The sequence below is a fragment of the Thermosynechococcus sp. M98_K2018_005 genome (genome assembly GCF_015295825.1).
Taxonomy (GTDB): Bacteria; Cyanobacteriota; Cyanobacteriia; order Thermosynechococcales; family Thermosynechococcaceae; genus Thermosynechococcus.
In genome coordinates, this window is record NZ_DVEH01000049.1 from 1 (window position 1) to 18,313 (window position 18,313).

Below are 18,313 nucleotides of genomic sequence, written 5' to 3' on the forward strand. Positions count from 1 at the left end.
ATAAGAGAACTTTTTCGCTAGTCTCTATGGCCGATCGCACTATCACCTATAGTCCAGCTTTTACCCTTGTATCGACGTATGAGTGTTTTAATCGCTGTACCTACTGCAACTTTCGTCAGGATATTGGCACAAGTGGTGGGTTGAGTTTAGAGGCGGCGGCCCAACAGTTGGCAGGGCTTGATCCGCAACAGGTGCGAGAAATTCTTATTCTCAGCGGTGAAGTTGCCCCCAACAGTCCCCAGCGTTCCCAATGGTTAGAGCGTCTCTACAATCTAGCCGCCTTAGCGTTCAATCAGGGATTTCTGCCCCACACCAATGCGGGTCCCCTGTGTCGAGGAGAAATGGCCGCTCTCAAGGCGGTGAATGTCTCGATGGGGCTGATGTTAGAGCAATTAACACCAAAGTTGTTGCAAAGCGTCCATCGCCATGCCCCTAGCAAGGATCCGCAACTGCGTTTACACCAACTGGAACAGGCCGGGGAACTGGGCATTCCCTTCACCACGGGATTGCTCTTGGGGATTGGCGAAGAGCCGCAGGATTGGGCAGAAACTCTCACGGCCATTGCTGAGTCTCATCGGCGCTGGGGACATATTCAGGAGGTGATTTTGCAGCCCCACAGTCCCGGCCAGCAACAGGAAGCAGCGTTGCCCCCCTTTGATCTGAGGCAATTACCGGACGTGGTACAGTGGGCGCGATCGCTCTTGCCTAAGGACATCACAATTCAAATTCCTGCGAATCTCGTCACAGATCCAGAGGTCTTTCGGGGGTGCCTAGAAGCGGGCGCTCGCGATTTGGGGGGCATCGTTCCCTTGGATCATGTCAATCCAGACTATCCCCACACCAATGTCGCGGCCCTAAGGGAACAATTAGAGGCTTGGGGATGGGAATTAGTGCCACGACTCCCCGTCTATCCGCAGTTTGTGGATTGGCTACCGCCGCCATTGAGGGAGAGAGTTAAGGGGATGCCTGTTTGAGCCGGAGTCCCAGTTGATAGATGTCGCGCCGTGAAAGCCCCGTAAGATCTGCCAGTTGACGGCTGGCTTGGGCAAGGGAAAGGCCTTGGCTAAGAAGTGTCGCTAATTCGTCAGCAACATGATTGGGATTTATGGCCACAAAATGTTCAGGGGCACCGGCTAAAACCAGTGTGTATTCGCCCCGGGGGGGATACTCCTGTAGATAAGTGCAGGCAGTGCCGAGGGTTCCCCGCCAAAATTCTTCGTGGCGCTTCGTCAGTTCGCGGGCGAGGACGAGGGGGCGATCGCTCCCCAAGATCTGACATAACTCTGTTACCGTTTGTACTAAACGATGGGGAGCTTCGTAGAGCAGAATTGTGCGCATTTCCTGTTGCAGTGCTGCTAATCGCTGCTGGCGATCGCGCCCCTTAGTCGGCAAAAACCCTTCAAAACAAAAGCGATTCATCGGTAATCCTGCGGCCATCAAGGCTGTTAAGGCAGCATTCGCGCCGGGAATCGGTGTGACCGGAATGGCTGCGGCAATACAGGCCGTGATTAATTCATAACCGGGATCCGACACCCCCGGTAACCCTGCATCGCTAACCAAGGCAATCTGTTGACCGGCCTCTAGGCGCTGAAGCAGTTGGGGCACACGCTGTTGGGTATTGTGCTCATGGAGACTGATTTGCGCTGTGGTAATGCCAAAATGCTGTAACAGGCGGCCGGTGTGGCGCGTATCCTCCGCAGCAATGAGATCCACCGCCTTGAGAATGCGCAGGGCGCGAGGGCTCATGTCCTCAAGATTGCCAATGGGGGTACCCACCACCCACAATTGTCCGATGCCCATTAGGAAATTTTCTCGCCACTGAGAATAAAGATGGGTTCCACTGCTGCAAAAATTTGGTGGCCACCCCGCGTTTCCAGACGATTGATCACGGATTGCACCACCTCTAGGCTGCGGGCTTGAACTGTCGCGAAACCTTCAGAGAGGGCATAGAGATTTTCTAAACTACTGGCGATCGCCACCAAGCGACCACCGGGGGCAAGATACTCCCAGGCTTGCAGCAAAACTTCTTTAATGGGGCGCCCCCCCTCGAGACAAATCCGCTGCGGTGTGTGCCGTAACTGAGGAAAGCAATCTGGAGCCAAACCGGCAACAATCTGCACATTCTTGACGCCAAAGCGATCGCAATTGCGCTGGATCAGATCAACCACTTCCTCATCCCGTTCAATAGCAACCACCTGTCCCCGCTTTGCCAAGCGTGCTGCCTCAACGGCGATTGTACCCGTGCCTGCTCCCACATCCCAAAGACAGGAGTCTGGCTCAAGCCGCAAATACGAGAGCATCAATAACCGCGTTTCCCGTTGGGTGAGGGGAATACCTGGTAAGCGCTCAAAAAGACCATCGGGGATACCCGGAGTAACAAATGGCCAGGGATCCGCCCTCATAGAAACTGCCTAAAACCCTTAAGCATTGCTGCTTTGGGCGAGGAGCCGTTCCTTGAGCTGTGCTAAGGCATCTGCCCAGCGGGGATCCGGTTGAACAGCTTCCGTATCCATGGAGCTATATTCAGCCGGTGCCGAATTGACTTGGGTACGCCGCCCATGATTTTTATTATTTTTGCGATTGCTGCTGCGGTTGCTGGGAGTGGGTTTTTCTGCCGCCGCTTCTTCTTTTTCCTTAGCTTCAGATTTGGGCTTGTCGTTGGCCTTTTCAATCTTGAGGGGATTGTCCTTAAAGGTGTAGCCGTTGAGTTTCTCAATCACCTGATCTGCCACTTCTTCGGATTCGACGGTGACAAAGCCAAACCCGCGGCACTTGCCAGTCTTGCGATCGGTAATCAGTTTGGTGGTGCCTACTTCGCCCACTTCTTGATTCAAGAGGGCTTCCAGCTCTTCGCGGCTCAGTTCACGCGGCAGATTGCCCACATATAAACGCACGGACATAAAGAAACCTCCCTTAGGCAGCTTAAAAACAACAGGATTCAAAAATGGACAGTCGGGCGTGAAAAACCGCTTGCAACCACGGCCTAGGGCCAAGAATGGCACGCAAGGACCCTGCTTCTATTAGTGGTGTGAAATGACTAGATTGGTTCACAGTGATTGTTGCTAATTGAGAACCTTGATGGATGGAGCAGAGCGAAGGCAGTCGAAGCACTTAGCTCTTGAATGATCCCTATTTAGGGTACCACGGTTTCTCCACCTAGGGCTAGGATTTTGCGGAAAAATTTTGCCGTGGCAGCGCAAACGCAATGTGGCACAATGATCAATGCTGTTTTTGCGATGTGATGCCTGTGACTGCGACTGCTGTCCCTCGTCGGCCTGTTTTTCCCTTTGCGGCAATTGTTGGTCAAGACGAAATGAAACTGTCATTGTTGCTCAATGTGATTGACCCCAAAATTGGTGGCGTCATGATCATGGGCGATCGCGGCACGGGCAAATCAACCACGATTCGCGCTCTAGCGGATCTGCTGCCAGAAATCGAAGTGGTGGCCGATGATCCTTTTAATAGTCACCCCAGCGATCCCGATTTGATGAGCGATGCCGTGAAGGTGGCCGTGGCAGCGGGTGAACCGATTCACACCATCAAGAAAAAAGTACCGATGGTGGATCTGCCCTTGGGAGCAACTGAGGATCGGGTGTGTGGCACGATTGATATTGAAAAAGCCCTTGCTGAGGGGGTAAAAGCCTTTGAGCCGGGACTCTTGGCTAAGGCAAATCGCGGCATTCTCTATGTGGATGAGGTGAACCTGCTAGACGATCACTTGGTGGATGTCCTGCTCGATGCCGCTGCCTCCGGCTGGAATACCGTTGAGCGCGAGGGCATTTCCATTCGTCACCCCGCACGCTTTGTCTTAGTTGGCTCTGGTAACCCCGAAGAAGGGGAATTGCGACCCCAACTGCTGGATCGCTTTGGCATGCACGCTGAGATTCGCACCGTCAAGGATCCAACCCTGCGGGTGGAAATTGTGGAACAGCGATCGCAATTTGATCAAAACCCCGAAGCCTTTTTGGCCAAATACCAAGCCCAACAGGAAGCGCTGCAAGCCAAGCTAGTTGCCGCCCAAGCCCTACTGCCCAGCGTTACCATTGATCACGAACTGCGGGTGAAAATTTCCCAAGTGTGCGCCGAGCTAGATGTAGACGGGCTGCGGGGAGACATTGTCACTAACCGCGCTGCCAAGGCCTTGGCTGCCTTTGAGGGACGCACCGATGTCACCGTTGACGATATTGCACGGGTGATTGTCCTCTGTCTGCGCCACCGACTGCGCAAGGATCCCCTCGCGTCAATTGACTCCGGCTACAAAGTGGGTAAAGTCTTCCAAGAGGTCTTTGGCGTGGAGGTTGCTGCATAGGCTGGGATTGGGATGACTTCAGTTGTTCTTTTTGTGCTTCTGGTGATTCTAGTAAGCCAGTTGCTTCCCACTCGGTGCTACCCCTACCAACCCTAATCAAAAAACTAGGGGGAGTATAGTCTCCAGCACCCGCCCAGTCTTCCTCTCGATGTCTCCAAGCAAGTAATCGTTCCAAGATTTGCGCAAATTGCATGAAAGTAATAGTTGCGTCTTTTCAAGCTCAGTTGAATCAGTAATTCTAGTTCCCAAATTTTCAATAGGCGGCTATTAGCGGTTTCATGATCTGGACATCTAGCTTCAACAGCTTTTGTCCATTGCTGACGCAGTGCCCCATCGGTAACGATCTCTTTAGTGGCTTGATGGTTAATCCACTCTGAGTGCAGTGATTTCCTGAACAAATTTGCCAGTTTGTTGTTAAGGCAAGGCGATCGGGCGATCGCGATGGGCTTCAAGGAGTACCTTGGCGGCAGTAAAGTCACCCCGTTTCCCTGCTGTGGCAATCCGCTGCCGTTCCAGTGGCCAAAAGACCTCACTTAAAGACACCACTTCAAAAGATTCAGCACTGCGGGCAGACTAATTGCTTGGCTCAAAGAACGGTTTTGGCATGGAAACCTCGTTCGACGCCAAATTCCTCGTATAACTCACTCAGGGGAGGTGGCACATTCCCCTTACGAGCAGGATCACCATCAGCTCCAAAACTGCGCACAATACACTAATAATTAGTGTTTTCATAGCACACCAATGAAAATTGCTGAGATACCTACATCCTATCTTGCAAGGGGGGATGCTCAAGGGCGATCGCCCCCAAATAACCTCGGCGATAGTCCTGCAAGAGTTGTCGTGCCGCCCGTTCCAAGTCGCCGTGGTAGCGGTTAGTGGCGAGATCATGAAGATAGGTTTCACCCGTGGCGGTGACGGCTAAACCATAGCGATCGCTGAGGCGATCGGCGTGTCCCAACTGGTGCAGTAGCTCAACAAGAATCGGTGCCACCCGACAGGGATCGTAGGCAGCTTGGCCAATGTCATCACAAATGGCCAGTTTTACCGCCGCCTCTTGATTCTTAAAATTCATCGGCAAAACACCGGGGGCATCCAAAAGTTCCAAGGTGGGAGACAATCGCACCCAACGTAGTTGCCGGGTCACCCCCGGCCGAGCGGCACTCTCGACCACCCGTTGCTGCAAAAGGCGATTAATCAGTGCTGACTTACCCACATTGGGAAACCCCAGAACCACAGCCCGCACGGCTCTTACTTGCATGCCCCGCTGTTGACGGCGTTGATTCATGGCAGCCCCTGCCCGCACTGCTGCCTGTTGGAGTCGGCGAATCCCTTCACCCCGCTGCGCATTGGTGAAAAAGACGGTTTCTCCTTGGGTCTCAAACCATGTCAGCCACTGCTGGCGATCGCGATCGCTAATCCTGTCCATCCCATTGAGTACTAAGAGGCGGTGCTTACCACTGGCCCAGTGACGAATTTGGGGATGGCAACTGGCAAGGGGAATCCGCGCATCCCGCACGTCAAAAATCACATCCACCTGTTTCAGTTGTTCCTTAAGGGCGCGTTCTGCCTTAGCAATGTGGCCAGGATACCATTGAATGATGGGACTCATAGAAATTCCACCCCCTTTTTTCCAAAAACAATAGAGCGATCGCCCCCCATAAGTGCCATTAAATTGATTTCAGGTAATCATCAGCCATTTTTGAATAGAGAGAAGACTATGGTTTTGCCCCTCTGATTAGAAACCTATAAACAACTCTAAAGATTGATAACCCAAACCTATAGAATAATTAAGAATCTCCAAAGCAAAAGTTATTGCATTGGGTATCAACTAAGCTGATGCTAAGCATAAGACCTACGACGATATCACAGGCTTGCGGATGGTTGCATCATCTCGCTGAGTTTCGCATTGCTCAATTTTGCCCCATTTTCGGGGAATCGTAGCGTTCACACTACCCATTGCAAAGGTTGCCCGTAGAGATTGCTCTATTTGGCACAGTAACTGTTAAAGAGGAAAAACGTCTATGGCCTATACGCAATCCAAATCCCAAAAAGCTGGGTATCAGGCAGGGGTAAAAGACTACCGCCTGACCTACTACACCCCTGATTACACCCCCAAAGATACCGATATTCTAGCGGCCTTTCGTGTGACTCCGCAGCCGGGCGTGCCCTTTGAAGAAGCCGCTGCCGCCGTTGCCGCAGAATCCTCGACAGGGACATGGACCACCGTGTGGACTGACCTGCTGACCGACTTGGATCGCTACAAAGGTCGCTGCTACGACATCGAACCCCTGCCGGGTGAAGACAATCAGTTCATCGCCTACATTGCCTACCCGCTGGATCTCTTTGAAGAAGGCTCTGTCACCAACATGCTGACCTCCATTGTGGGGAACGTGTTTGGTTTCAAAGCCCTTAAAGCTCTGCGCCTTGAAGACCTGCGGATTCCTGTGGCTTACTTGAAAACCTTCCAAGGGCCACCCCACGGTATCCAAGTGGAGCGCGACAAATTGAATAAATACGGTCGTCCGCTCTTGGGCTGCACCATTAAGCCGAAACTGGGTCTGTCGGCGAAAAACTATGGCCGTGCCGTTTATGAATGCTTGCGCGGTGGTCTGGACTTCACCAAAGATGACGAAAACGTCAACTCCCAGCCTTTCCAACGCTGGCGCGATCGCTTCCTGTTTGTTGCTGATGCCATTCACAAAGCCCAAGCAGAAACCGGTGAAATCAAAGGCCACTACCTGAACGTGACCGCTGCCACCTGCGAAGAAATGCTGAAACGGGCAGAGTTCGCTAAAGAACTGGAAATGCCCATCATCATGCACGACTTCCTCACCGCTGGTTTCACCGCCAACACCACCCTCTCGAAATGGTGCCGTGACAATGGCATGCTGCTGCACATTCACCGCGCCATGCACGCTGTGATCGACCGCCAGAAAAACCACGGGATGCACTTCCGGGTATTGGCCAAGTGCTTGCGGATGTCCGGCGGTGACCACATCCACACCGGTACCGTTGTCGGTAAGCTCGAAGGGGATAAAGCCGTTACCCTAGGCTTTGTCGATCTGCTGCGGGAAAACTACATTGAGCAGGATCGCTCCCGTGGCATTTACTTCACCCAAGACTGGGCCTCGATGCCGGGTGTGATGGCCGTGGCCTCCGGTGGGATTCACGTCTGGCACATGCCTGCCCTTGTGGAAATCTTCGGTGATGATGCGGTGTTGCAATTTGGTGGTGGTACCTTGGGGCACCCCTGGGGGAATGCACCGGGGGCAACTGCAAACCGGGTCGCCCTTGAAGCCTGTATCCAAGCTCGGAACGAAGGCCGTGACCTCATGCGCGAAGGCGGCGACATTATCCGCGAAGCGGCTCGCTGGAGTCCAGAACTGGCTGCTGCCTGCGAACTCTGGAAAGAAATCAAGTTCGAGTTTGAAGCGCAAGACACGATCTAGGTGGTGCAGTTGGGGTTCAATCGGAGCTACGGCAACGATTTCCCCGTAGGTCTATGGATGTCAAGCACATTGCGAAGCAAACCACCAAAACCCTGATGAGTTATCTCACCTATCAGGCCGTGCGGACGGTGATTGGGCAACTAGCCGAAACCGATCCACCGCGATCGCTCTGGCTACACCAGTTCACGAGTCAAGAAAGTGTCCAAGATGGGGAACGCTACTTGGAAGCTCTCTTTCGCGAACAGCCCGATCTCGGTTTTCGCATTCTCACGGTGCGCGAACATCTCGCGGAAATGGTGGCGGACTACCTACCAGAAATGTTACGTGCGGGCATCCAGCAGGCCAATTTGCAACAACGCTGTCAACAACTGGAGCGAATGACCCAAGTGTCGGAAGCGAATGTTGAAAGCAGCAACCCAGAAACCCTTGAATAATTTGTTGATTGTGAACCAATTGAGGAACCTATGAAAACACTGCCCAAAGAGCGTCGTTACGAAACCTTCTCCTACCTGCCTCCCCTCAGTGACGCCCAAATTGCTCGCCAAATCCAGTATGCGATTGATCAGGGCTACCACCCCTGCGTGGAGTTCAATGAAAGCTCTGATGCTGAGATTCGTTACTGGACGATGTGGAAGCTGCCCCTGTTTAACTGCACCAATGCCCAAGAGGTGCTCAACGAAGTGCAGCAGTGTCGCTCGGAATATCCCAACTGCTTTGTGCGTGTGGTGGCCTTTGACAATATCAAGCAGTGCCAGGTGATGAGCTTTATTGTCTATAAGCCCAATCAGGCCAACAGCGGCTACAGCGGCTATCGCTACTAAGGCTGAGATCTTCTCAGTTCATTGCAATTGAATGACAGTTCAGGGGGGGAAACGACCCCCCTATTTCACGTTAACGAGGCGAGCGATCGCGCAAATAGGCTTTGACCCAATGATTTTGGGCTGCTCATCAGGATTGGGTGTAGGCATCGGCACTTAGGGACTGGAGTCGACGCTCAATAATCATGAGTTGCTGTTGGGCAGCGGTCAATTGCGCCTGAGCCGTAGCGACCACCTCTGGTTGGGCTTTGTTGACAAAATTGGGGTTGTTGAGGCGAGCGGTTAAGGATTGAAGGTCCTTCGTCAGGCGATCGCCCTCCTTCTGGAGTTTTGTCACCAAGGCCTCCACATCCACGACCCCCGCAAGGGGAATGAGCACCTCGCTTTTGCCAACCACACCACTAAACACCTGCTGCGGAATTTGCAGTCCGGTACCAATGGTTAGCGACTCGAGACGCGCCAAGTGTTGAATATCCGCCGCCCCAGCCTCAAAGATCGGCGCTTCCTCAGGATTGGCCTCAATCAAGGCCGTAATATACAACCCCGGCTTAATCCCCGCCTCTGCCCGCAGATTGCGAATCGTGCGGATGGTTTCAATCAAAAGACTAAATTGGGCTTCAAGGTCAGGATCAATGGCGCGGCGATTCACTTTCGGGTAGGGTTGTAGGGCTAAAACTGCACTGTCTCCCACCTGATGTAGCGTGTGCCAAATCTCCTCTGTGATGTGGGGCATGAAAGGATGGAGCAGCTTTAAGGTGCCATCGAGAACCGTGGCCAGTACCTGCTGAGCGGTGCGCTTGGCTTTGGTGTTTTCCCCTTGCAAACGGGGTTTGACCAGTTCAATGTACCAGTCGCAAAAATCCCCCCAGATGAATTCGTAGAGTCCCTTGGCCGCCTCCCCAAGGCCATAGCTTTCAATGCGTTCGCGGGTGGTTTGAATGGCCGTGTGGTAGCGACTGAGAATCCAGCGATCGCTGGCCGCCAAGTCCCGCCGCTGCGGTCTTCCCAACTGGCTGGGAGTTTGTCCCTCTAGATTCAGCAGCACAAAGCGAGAGGCATTCCAGAGCTTGTTGGCAAAGTTGCGAGCGGCCTCGACGGTTGCCGATTCATCAGTTTTGCGATTGTAGGCCAAGCGAATATCCTGACCGGCGCCCACCACTTCCTTGACCAAGCTATAGCGCAGCGCATCAGTACCGTATTTTTCAATTAAGATCAGCGGGTCAATGCCATTGTTGGCCGACTTGGACATTTTTTTGTTGTTTTCATCCCGCACCAAGCCGTGGATATAGACATCGCGGAAGGGAATTTTACCCGTGAAGTACTGCCCCATCATTGTCATCCGCGCCACCCAGAAAAAGATGATGTCAAACCCGGTCACAAGGGTGGTGTTGGGGTAATAGCAGCGATAGTCTGGCGTATCATCGGGCCAGCCTAGGGTAGAAAAGGGCCATAGACCAGAGGAAAACCATGTATCCAGTACGTCCTGATCCTGCTGGAGTTGAACCTCCTTGCCAAATTGGGCGATCGCCTTGGCACGGGCAGCGGCCTCATCCATCGCCACCACAAAGGGCGTGTCATCGCGCACTTCGCCCTCGGTTTCACTGACCACATACCAAGCGGGAATTTGATGCCCCCACCACAGTTGCCGTGAAATACACCAATCCCGCAAGTTGACCAGCCAATCGCGATAGACCTTTGCCCAGCGATCGGGAATAAAGCGGGGGGAGTGCTTTTTATCCAGTGCCTTAAGGGTGGCATCCGCTAGGGGACGAATTTTCACAAACCATTGAGTAGAGAGGAGCGGTTCAATGGGTACTTTGCCGCGATCGCTATAGGGAACGGTGTGTTTATAGTCCTCCACCTGCACCAAAAAGCCCTCTGCCTCTAGGCGAGCCACCACCTGTTTACGCGCCACAAAGCGATCCAGACCCGCAAACTCCCCAGCATTCTCATTGAGGGTGCCATCCTTATTCATCAAGTTAATCATGGCTAAGTGATGGCGTTGCCCCATGACAAAATCATTGGGATCGTGGGCTGGGGTGACTTTCACACAGCCAGTGCCAAAGGTGGGATCCACTGAGGGATCGCCAATAATGGGAATTTCCCGATTCATCAGGGGAAGACGCAGCGTTTTGCCAATTAAATGGCGATAGCGATCGTCCTCAGGGTGAACCGCCACCGCTGTATCTCCCAGCATCGTTTCTGGACGGGTCGTCGCCACCTCCAAATATCCTGAGCCATCCGTCAGAGGATAGCGAAAATACCAGAGATGCCCCTGGACTTCACGGTTTTCCACCTCCAAATCCGAGACCGCCGATTGACTGGCGGGGCACCAGTTCACCAAATACTTACCGCGATAGATCAGCCCTGCTTCATAGAGGCGATTAAAAGCGGTCAGCACCGCCCGCGACAAGCCCTCGTCCATTGTGAAGCGTTCGCGCGACCAATCCACCGACAATCCCAAGCGACGAATTTGACGAACAATCGTATTGCCCGATGACTCCTTCCATGCCCAAGCCCGCTGGAGATAGGCGTCTCGTCCCAAGGCAAAGCGGTTGGTGCCCTCCGCCTGCAACTGTTGATCCAAAATCGTGCTAACAGCAATACTGGCATGGTCTGTCCCCGGCAGCCAGAGGACGTTGCGGCCAATCATGCGGTGATAGCGAATCAGCACATCAATCAGGGCGTGCTCAAAGGCGTGCCCCATGTGCAAACTACCGGTGACATTAGGAGGCGGAATGACGATGCAATAGGGCTTGCCGGGGTGGTTGGGGTCAGCGTGAAAGACACCCCTGCTTTCCCAAAGCTGTTGCCACTTGGCCTCCGTTTGCTTGGGATCGTATTGACTGGGGAGGGTAATCGCGTCGGTCATGGGTTGCTGCACTACTCCAAGGCGCCTAGGCCATCACCATACCACCATCCACATTAAAGACTTGCCCCGTAATGTAGGCGGCTGCCGGATCCAAGGCCAAAAAGCGCACCATCCCTGCCACTTCTGTGGGTTCGCCATACCGCCCTAGGGGAATGAATTTAAGAATGTCCTCTGCCTTAAGTCCAGCGGTCATCTCAGTGGCAATAAAGCCGGGGGCAACGGCATTCACAGTAATGCCCCGACTGGCGAGTTCCTTGGCCACGGTTTTGCTAAACCCAATCACGCCCGCTTTGGCAGCACTGTAGTTGGCTTGGCCAGGGTTGCCCATTTGCCCTGCCACCGAGGCAATGTTGATAATTCGTCCCCGTTTTTGCTTGAGCATCAGTTTACTCACAGCACGGGTACACAGGAAAACCCCAGTAAGGTTCAGGTTAATCACCGCCTGCCAGTCCTCGAGGCTCATACGCAGCAGCAGCGTGTCGCGGGTAATACCCGCATTGTTGACCAGCACATCGACACGGCCATAGGTTTCCACGGTTTTGGCTACAAGGGTATCGACCTGCTCAGGCACAGACACATCGGCAGCAATCGCGATCCCTGTTCCCCCTTGCTGTTCAATCATTTGCACCACTTCAAGAGCGGCCTCAGCAGAACGGGCGTAGTTGACAACCACAGTGGCTCCTTTTTTCGCCAGTTCGAGGGCGATCGCCCGACCAATTCCCCGTGAGGCACCAGTGACAATGGCAACGGCTGCTTCGCTCAAATCAGTTCTCTCCTAAAGGGCAAAAATGCTGCACGTATGGATAACCCATCACAAATTTTAACAGCCGATGTTACCCCTCTTGGGGCTAGGGCATCTCATCCCAGTAGATCAACACTCGAGGCAGTATTTTTAGGTGGAGCGATCGCGCCAATCAGACACTTCCTCTAGCGCAGTGAAGTCGTAGGAGTGCTTCTGCGCGACTTAGCTTGGTAAGCTTCTACAGGAGTATTGGATTAAAGCAGGCCGCGATAGCGAATAAAGGTCAGCACTGCTGCCCACGACCCCAAGGCCACTTTCAGGGCAATGAGGATATTCAGCCAAGGGATCCAGCCACCACTGAGGAGCGTGCCAAACCGACCCGCAGGCAAGGCCACCCCCATTAACAGACTGGCACCGCAGAGAATAAAAACCATCACGGAGATTTTTTCCCATGTGGCGGCATGGAAGCGACGATAAATGCTCTCTAGCCACTCTGGGGCTGAGGTAATGGCCACAAGACCGATCGCCGTTCCGCCAGCAACGCCAGCCGCAAATCCGCCGCCTGGACTCAGGTGCCCCCGCAAGGCCAACTCAATACACACAAGGGAGCAAATGGTGGCGCCAAATCTTGCCAAAACAATCGAGGGCTGATCATTAAAGCGGCTAACGTGGCCTAGGGGTTTTTCATTGCTGAGCAAATACTGCGCCCCCATGATGGCAAGGGTGAATACCACCACTTCAAAAATGGTGTCGTACAAGCGATTGCGCAAAATCACAGCCGTAACGGCATTGGGAATTGCACTCTGGTTAACAAGAGTTTCGACAATGGGAATTGTTGGTACCGCAGCTAGGGTGGGGATCATCAGCATTTTCACCAGCAGTAGCACTGCCGCAATGCCATAGAACCAAATCATGTCGCTGACTCCTCTTCACTGGGCAAGGGGTAATATACGAGTTCTGTGAGACTGGTAAGGTGGGGCTTGAGGATGGTGTAAAGGCGTGCTACACGGGTCATCGTTAATAATTGAGTGGTTTCTTCAGCGCATAGGGCATGGATCTCGCGATCGCGGAGCGCTATTTTGAGTTGCTCCAACGTGGGATAGATGATTAATTCAACACGCAAATGATAGGGGGCAAGGGCTTCACGAATGGCTCCCAGTAAATGATCCAAGCTATCGGTGGAGAGTGCCGAAGCTAAGATGCCCAATCGCACCACCAAGGAAGAGCGCACTGCAACCGCGTAGAGCATAATCGAGAGCATCGTTCCCACAAGGGCTTCGGTCAGCGCCACATCGGCAGCGCCGAGAATGGCATAGAGGAGAGCCGCCACCGCACCAATAATGCCGCGAATTACAAGGGCATGGTAGGGATTCTTCTGAAACACCAGCATCAGAGTGGTTAGGGGTAGGAGTGCAGTGACGGCAATGAGCCAGCTATCCATCAGTGTCCTCCCCTTGGGAGCAGTAGGCCAAAACGTAGCCCAGAATGGTGTTCCAGAGGGCGAGGGAGATCAATGCCAAGACCAGAAGCGGCCATTCGCGGGGAATGCGCAGCAAAACGCCGATCATGATGGCCATCGAACCTAAGGTATCGGAGACTGACAAGAAATGTAGTTTATAGAGGGGCGATCGCCGACCCACCAGCGGCCATGTTCCCCACAGCCAAAGAAAGAGACCAAAACTAATACAGGCATAACTGATCCACTGTAAAATCACTTACCCCCTCCCTAAAGATTGGCGACATCCCGTAGTCGCCGCAGAATCTGCGCCAGGAGCATCAGGGCACCATTGCCCACACTGAGAATGATCACCCCCACAATGCCAATCATCCAATCATCCCGCTGCACCGACACCAGCAAAATCATAATTGCTGCTTTTGTGGCAATACTGGCAAAGGCAAGCATCTTCGACCAGATGTGCTCCCCCTTCCAAGCAGCATAGAGGGGAATGCCCAGAATCAGCAGCATGATGACTAAAAAGGCCGTCATTTTTCGGGTCTGCGCTCCACGAGTTGATGCACTTCAAACCAGCCCTCCTCGTCGTAGTGCAGCACGATCGTCTTGGGGGTGAAGGTAATCGTAAAAATATCCAGAAAAATCAGACCGGGGGCACGAGTGGGATCAACGGGTTCACGGACGATCGCTTCATGACGATGGGGACGCACCATCATTTCAATAGCTTCAATATAGGCCCGGGGGACAGCCATCGCCACTTTCCCTAGGGTACTCAGCCACTGCTGCAGTGTTGCCACCCCCCCCCGCCCTTGGGGCAGCAGGAGCGAAACCAAAATACCAATCGCCAGATTGACCAAGCCAAAGTCCGCCGTCAGCAGCAGCCAAATTGTTAGGCGCAGGGCAAAGTTCAAATAATTCATAGCGCTAACCCCACCAAGCCAAGTAAGAGTAACAGCATCATCCCTAGAAGATGCTCTAGACGCTCCCAAGCCCCTTGCCAAGCGGATTCCCAGCGGGAGACCCCCAAGGCCACTAGACCCCACCCCACCAAGGGCGGTAAAAAGGCGCGTAGCAAACTCATGCCACTGCCGTAGGCTTCCATGTAGGCGGCATTGGCCAGAAATAGCCCACCCAAGAGCACCATTGTGGCGGCACTATAGCCCACGGGCATAAGAGTCTTGCTGGGATAGCGGGGCAAAAAGAGGAATTTACTGTAAATTGTCGCGGTCAAAAAGCCAGCACCATAGAGGAGTCCCTGCTGCCACGGATCAAGGTAACTCAGGGTCAAGGCCTTAGCGGGGAATCCAGCAAGGAAGGGCACACCGACAATGCCATAACCGGCAATCATCAGGGCGATCGCCACTGGGCGCGGCAGACCCTCTTGGCGCAATTCACTAAGACGATAGTGGCGCAGTTCCCCCACACTCAAAAAAAGACTAGCCTTGGCTAAGCCGTGCATCAGGGCATACAAGCCCGCCGCCGGGGGGGCAATGATCACCCACCCCAACTGGCCAAGGGTACTAAAGCTGAGCATCCGTCGCACATCATCGGCCACCAAGGCGAATATGGGGCCAAAAAAGATCGAGGCGAGGGCAAACAGCCGTACAATATCGGCAATGTTGCTATAGAGCAGACTAACGCGAGCAAGGCTAAACACCCCAGCATTTTCGACAATGCCGGCTAGGAGAGCAGCAACCACAGGGGCAGCAACGACATTGGTCTGGGGCAACCAAAGCCCACCAATGAAAATGGCGCCCTTGGCTAACAATGCCATCAAAATCAGCGCCACGGCCTCTGGCGGTGCCTGCATCAGGGCACTAAAGGCAAAGGTATGGTTTGTCTGATAAACGAGAGCCACCCCCATGAGATAAAAGAGCATGGCCACGTTGCTCACCATCAGGTAGCGCAGGCCAATCCAGAGGGGGCGATCGCGACGGGGATAGGCAATCAACAAAAAGACAACAATCCCCAGCACCTCAACATTGACGTAGAGACTGAGGAAATCCGCGGAAATAAAGACGGTGTTGGCACAGCCGTGGAGCAGACACAGCAGCACATAGAAGAACGCTTTATAACCCTCCTGCCATGTATGTAACAGTGCTGCCAAAATCACAAGGGCATTGGTGACAATAAAGTAGCCACTGAGGGGGTCAATGCTCAGGGAAACGCCAAAGCTATCGAGAAGGACAAACGCAGTGTTGACTTGGTTGATGGCGATGCCTAAGCCGACACAAAGGGAAACAAGGGCGATCGCCAGTGTCAGACCCCGCGCCAAGGAGGGCAGCAAATAAAGGGTTAAGCCAGCCACAAACGGCAACAAAATCCAAGCGATCGCCAGCTCCGTCATTGCCACTTCCTACAGATACTTTTGATCAATTTCTGGGGTTTCTAAAGTCGGGTTATCCCGCGCTAGCTTCATTGCCGCCACCAGCATCAGCGTTTGAATCGAAAGGCCAATCACGATCGCCGTTAAAATCACGGCTTGGGGTACGGGGTCGGCATAGGCAGCATCAAAGGCTCCACCACGGGCAATGGGGGTGACCAGACCACTGTGGGTGGCAATGACCACAAACAAAGCCACCACCCCGGTACTCATGACATCCATTGTCACAATCTTCATTAGCAGGTTTTTCTTGACGATCGCTGCTAGAAACCCAACAAGGATAGTGACAAAAACACTTGCTTCTAAGAAAATCATGAGACCCTATTCGCAGACACCTTGGTATACAGACTTTAACATTCTGTTTTCCCTTTACACCTCGCCCTTTGCTGTAGAACTGCACCGCCGCAACCAACGGTGAGGAACCTTAAGCACGTCAACTCCCATCTTAACTTTATTTAGATCAATATTAATTCTCTATAGAATAGATTTTTGTCAATAGCAGTGCCATGAACTTTATAATTTAGAAAAATGCTTAACAATTTGCAACATTCGACAAATAGGTATATATTCTTACTCAGATACTTGAACAGATTACTGGACTCGTCCCTTGGGGGGTTGTCTGATGAATGTCCAATTTCCTTGGCTAACTGTACTGACACTGCTGCCTTTAGTGGCAGCCTTTTTGATTCCCGTGTTGCCCGACCGTGAGGGGAAGACAGTCCGCTGGTATGCCCTAGCGATCGCACTCCTCGAATTTGGCCTTTCGGCAATGGTTTTCTGGCAGCACTACGATGCCCAATCCGCCCAGATCCAAATGGTGGAAACCGTGCCTTGGCTCCCGCAAATCGGCCTAAACTGGTCCCTAGCGGTTGATGGCCTTGCTGTCCCCCTGATTTTGCTGACGGGTCTGGTAAACACAGTGGCAATCTTTGCGGCTTGGCAAGTAAAGCAAAAGCCGCGTTTATTTCATTTTCTGATGCTAGCGCTCTACAGTGCCCAAATTGGCGTCTTTGCCGCCCAAGACCTCATCCTTTTCTTCCTGATTTGGGAATTGGAACTGGTGCCCGTCTATCTGCTGATCTCCATCTGGGGCGGTGCCAAACGCCAATACGCTGCTACAAAATTCATCCTCTACACTGCCGTTGGTTCCCTCTTTATCCTCCTTGCTGGCCTAGCGATGGCCTTCTATGGCGGTGACTTTACGCTCAACATGGCGGCCTTGGGGCTCAAAGACTATCCCTTGGCACTCGAACTGCTGGCCTATGGTGGATTTCTGATTGCCTTTGGTGTCAAGCTGCCGATTTTCCCACTACACACTTGGTTGCCCGATGCCCATGGTGAAGCCTCTGCTCCGGTCTCCATGGTGTTGGCGGGAGTGCTCTTGAAAATGGGGGGCTATGGTCTAGTTCGCTTCAACTTGCAAATGCTCCCCGATGCCCACATCTACTTTGCTCCTGTTCTCATTGCCCTTGGGGTCGTGAATATTGTCTATGGCGCCCTGACCGCCTTTGGCCAAGAAAATCTAAAGCGGCGACTGGCCTACTCTTCAATTTCCCACATGGGTTTTGTGCTGCTGGGCATTGGTGCGCTCAATGGCATTGGTCTCAATGGGGCAATGCTGCAAATGCTCTCCCACGGTTTGATTGCGGCTGCCCTCTTCTTCTTGGCCGGGGTGACCTACGATCGCACCCACACATTGGCCATGGAAAAAATGAGCGGCATTGCCCAATCCATGCCGAAAACCTTTGCCCTGTTTACCGCTGGCTCTATGGCCTCGTTGGCGCTGCCCGGCATGAGCGGCTTTGTCAGTGAACTCACCGTCTTTTTGGGCTTGACCAACAGTGACGCCTACTCCACCACCTTCAAAGTAGGGGTGATTTTCCTCGCTGCCGTGGGGGTGATTATTACGCCCGTGTATCTGCTTTCGATGGTGCGCCGTGTCTTTACGGGCCAGCAAGCGGGCGATATGTTTGACAAATTGCTTTTGGACATCAATCCCCGCGAAACGTTCATTGCTCTGTCCCTCTTGGTGCCGATTATTGCCGTGGGGATGTATCCCAAGCTGGCCACCCAAACCTATGATGTGACCACGACGGCGATCGCCAACCATGTCCATGCGGCTCTGCCTGCTGTGGCACAGCACCATCTGCCCCTTTACGCCCAACTGACCCAATCCGCCCCTAGCCTAGTCAGTGAAGCAACCGTTGCCGACAGTACCCTCTAGGAGTTAGGGGTGGGAATGCACCTTCTCCAACTGGCAGTTCAGGGCATTCATTGCTAGAGTGGA

At 53.2% G+C, this 18,313-nt stretch carries 20 protein-coding genes; 6 read left to right on the top strand and 14 right to left on the bottom strand.

The features are described from left to right. Window positions 1-26: 26 nt before the first annotated feature. Entirely contained in the window at window positions 27-974 is a 948-nt protein-coding gene (gene cofG / locus IGQ15_RS07055; protein ID WP_297050181.1) for a 7,8-didemethyl-8-hydroxy-5-deazariboflavin synthase subunit CofG, read from the top strand. On the opposite strand, the gene rsmI is transcribed toward cofG, so the two are convergent. The 3 genes from rsmI to IGQ15_RS07070 are packed head-to-tail and all read right to left on the bottom strand — an operon-like array spanning window position 955 to window position 2,900. Continuing rightward, window positions 955-1,800 (bottom strand): 16S rRNA (cytidine(1402)-2'-O)-methyltransferase, encoded by an 846-nt coding sequence (rsmI, locus tag IGQ15_RS07060; protein ID WP_297050182.1) that lies wholly within the window; start codon window positions 1,798-1,800, stop codon window positions 955-957. The two genes, cofG and rsmI, sit on opposite strands and share 20 nt — an antisense overlap. Beyond that, complete coding sequence (gene cbiT, locus IGQ15_RS07065; RefSeq protein ID WP_297050185.1) at window positions 1,800-2,402, bottom strand: precorrin-6Y C5,15-methyltransferase subunit CbiT; 603 nt, start codon at window positions 2,400-2,402, stop codon at window positions 1,800-1,802. The genes rsmI and cbiT overlap by 1 nt, the downstream gene beginning before the upstream one ends. A gap of 18 nt (window positions 2,403-2,420) precedes the next feature. Continuing rightward, window positions 2,421-2,900, bottom strand: a complete 480-nt coding sequence (locus IGQ15_RS07070; RefSeq protein ID WP_297050188.1) for an RNA-binding protein — start codon at window positions 2,898-2,900, stop codon at window positions 2,421-2,423. A gap of 347 nt (window positions 2,901-3,247) precedes the next feature. Between IGQ15_RS07070 and bchI the strand changes: the two genes are divergently transcribed. After that, entirely contained in the window at window positions 3,248-4,309 is a 1,062-nt protein-coding gene (gene bchI / locus IGQ15_RS07075) for a magnesium chelatase ATPase subunit I (protein WP_363315814.1), read from the top strand. Window positions 4,310-4,723: 414 nt separating this feature from the next. On the opposite strand, the gene IGQ15_RS07080 is transcribed toward bchI, so the two are convergent. Both IGQ15_RS07080 and ylqF read right to left on the bottom strand, forming a co-directional pair. Next, window positions 4,724-4,852 (bottom strand): hypothetical protein, encoded by a 129-nt coding sequence (locus tag IGQ15_RS07080; protein ID WP_297050191.1) that lies wholly within the window; start codon window positions 4,850-4,852, stop codon window positions 4,724-4,726. A gap of 217 nt (window positions 4,853-5,069) precedes the next feature. Next, window positions 5,070-5,918: a ribosome biogenesis GTPase YlqF gene (gene ylqF / locus IGQ15_RS07085; protein ID WP_297050193.1), complete on the bottom strand. Its 849-nt coding sequence runs from the start codon at window positions 5,916-5,918 to the stop codon at window positions 5,070-5,072. A 412-nt stretch (window positions 5,919-6,330) separates the two neighbouring features. Here ylqF and IGQ15_RS07090 point away from each other — a divergent pair, with 412 nt between their 5' ends. The 3 genes from IGQ15_RS07090 to IGQ15_RS07100 are packed head-to-tail and all read left to right on the top strand — an operon-like array spanning window position 6,331 to window position 8,579. Continuing rightward, entirely contained in the window at window positions 6,331-7,758 is a 1,428-nt protein-coding gene (locus tag IGQ15_RS07090) for a form I ribulose bisphosphate carboxylase large subunit (protein WP_297050194.1), read from the top strand. 53 nt (window positions 7,759-7,811) lie between these two features. Then, a complete protein-coding gene (locus IGQ15_RS07095; RefSeq protein WP_297050197.1) occupies window positions 7,812-8,192 on the top strand; it encodes a chaperonin family protein RbcX in 381 nt (126 codons plus the stop codon). 30 nt (window positions 8,193-8,222) lie between these two features. Then, window positions 8,223-8,579 (top strand): ribulose bisphosphate carboxylase small subunit, encoded by a 357-nt coding sequence (locus IGQ15_RS07100; protein ID WP_297050199.1) that lies wholly within the window; start codon window positions 8,223-8,225, stop codon window positions 8,577-8,579. Between the two features lie 127 nt (window positions 8,580-8,706). Here the strand turns inward: IGQ15_RS07100 and IGQ15_RS07105 are convergent, their stop codons facing one another. The 9 genes from IGQ15_RS07105 to IGQ15_RS07145 form a co-directional block, all read right to left on the bottom strand. Beyond that, window positions 8,707-11,448 (bottom strand): valine--tRNA ligase, encoded by a 2,742-nt coding sequence (locus tag IGQ15_RS07105; protein ID WP_297050202.1) that lies wholly within the window; start codon window positions 11,446-11,448, stop codon window positions 8,707-8,709. A 25-nt stretch (window positions 11,449-11,473) separates the two neighbouring features. Further along, window positions 11,474-12,211 (bottom strand): 3-oxoacyl-[acyl-carrier-protein] reductase, encoded by a 738-nt coding sequence (gene fabG / locus IGQ15_RS07110; RefSeq protein WP_297050204.1) that lies wholly within the window; start codon window positions 12,209-12,211, stop codon window positions 11,474-11,476. A 233-nt stretch (window positions 12,212-12,444) separates the two neighbouring features. Next, window positions 12,445-13,104 carry a Na(+)/H(+) antiporter subunit B gene (locus IGQ15_RS07115; protein WP_297050206.1) on the bottom strand — a complete coding sequence of 220 codons (660 nt, stop codon included), beginning with the start codon at window positions 13,102-13,104 and terminating at the stop codon, window positions 12,445-12,447. Beyond that, a complete protein-coding gene (locus IGQ15_RS07120) occupies window positions 13,101-13,631 on the bottom strand; it encodes a DUF4040 domain-containing protein (protein ID WP_297050208.1) in 531 nt (176 codons plus the stop codon). The genes IGQ15_RS07115 and IGQ15_RS07120 overlap by 4 nt, the downstream gene beginning before the upstream one ends. Beyond that, the gene (locus IGQ15_RS07125; protein WP_181496944.1) at window positions 13,624-13,902 is read right to left on the bottom strand and encodes a monovalent cation/H(+) antiporter subunit G; all 279 of its coding nucleotides are present in this window, start codon (window positions 13,900-13,902) and stop codon (window positions 13,624-13,626) included. The genes IGQ15_RS07120 and IGQ15_RS07125 overlap by 8 nt, the downstream gene beginning before the upstream one ends. Before the next feature lie 14 nt (window positions 13,903-13,916). Further along, window positions 13,917-14,177 carry a hypothetical protein gene (locus IGQ15_RS07130; RefSeq protein ID WP_181495024.1) on the bottom strand — a complete coding sequence of 87 codons (261 nt, stop codon included), beginning with the start codon at window positions 14,175-14,177 and terminating at the stop codon, window positions 13,917-13,919. Continuing rightward, window positions 14,174-14,563 carry a Na+/H+ antiporter subunit E gene (locus IGQ15_RS07135; protein ID WP_297050212.1) on the bottom strand — a complete coding sequence of 130 codons (390 nt, stop codon included), beginning with the start codon at window positions 14,561-14,563 and terminating at the stop codon, window positions 14,174-14,176. The genes IGQ15_RS07130 and IGQ15_RS07135 overlap by 4 nt, the downstream gene beginning before the upstream one ends. Then, window positions 14,560-15,990, bottom strand: a complete 1,431-nt coding sequence (locus IGQ15_RS07140) for a cation:proton antiporter (protein ID WP_297050213.1) — start codon at window positions 15,988-15,990, stop codon at window positions 14,560-14,562. Before IGQ15_RS07140 ends, IGQ15_RS07135 begins: the two co-directional genes overlap by 4 nt. A 9-nt stretch (window positions 15,991-15,999) precedes the next feature. Then, window positions 16,000-16,341, bottom strand: coding sequence for a cation:proton antiporter subunit C (locus tag IGQ15_RS07145; protein ID WP_297050215.1), 342 nt, complete (start codon window positions 16,339-16,341; stop codon window positions 16,000-16,002). Between the two features lie 307 nt (window positions 16,342-16,648). On the opposite strand from IGQ15_RS07145, the gene IGQ15_RS07150 reads away from it, so the two are divergent. Beyond that, window positions 16,649-18,250 (top strand): NAD(P)H-quinone oxidoreductase subunit 4, encoded by a 1,602-nt coding sequence (locus tag IGQ15_RS07150; protein ID WP_297050218.1) that lies wholly within the window; start codon window positions 16,649-16,651, stop codon window positions 18,248-18,250. Window positions 18,251-18,313 lie beyond the last annotated feature (63 nt).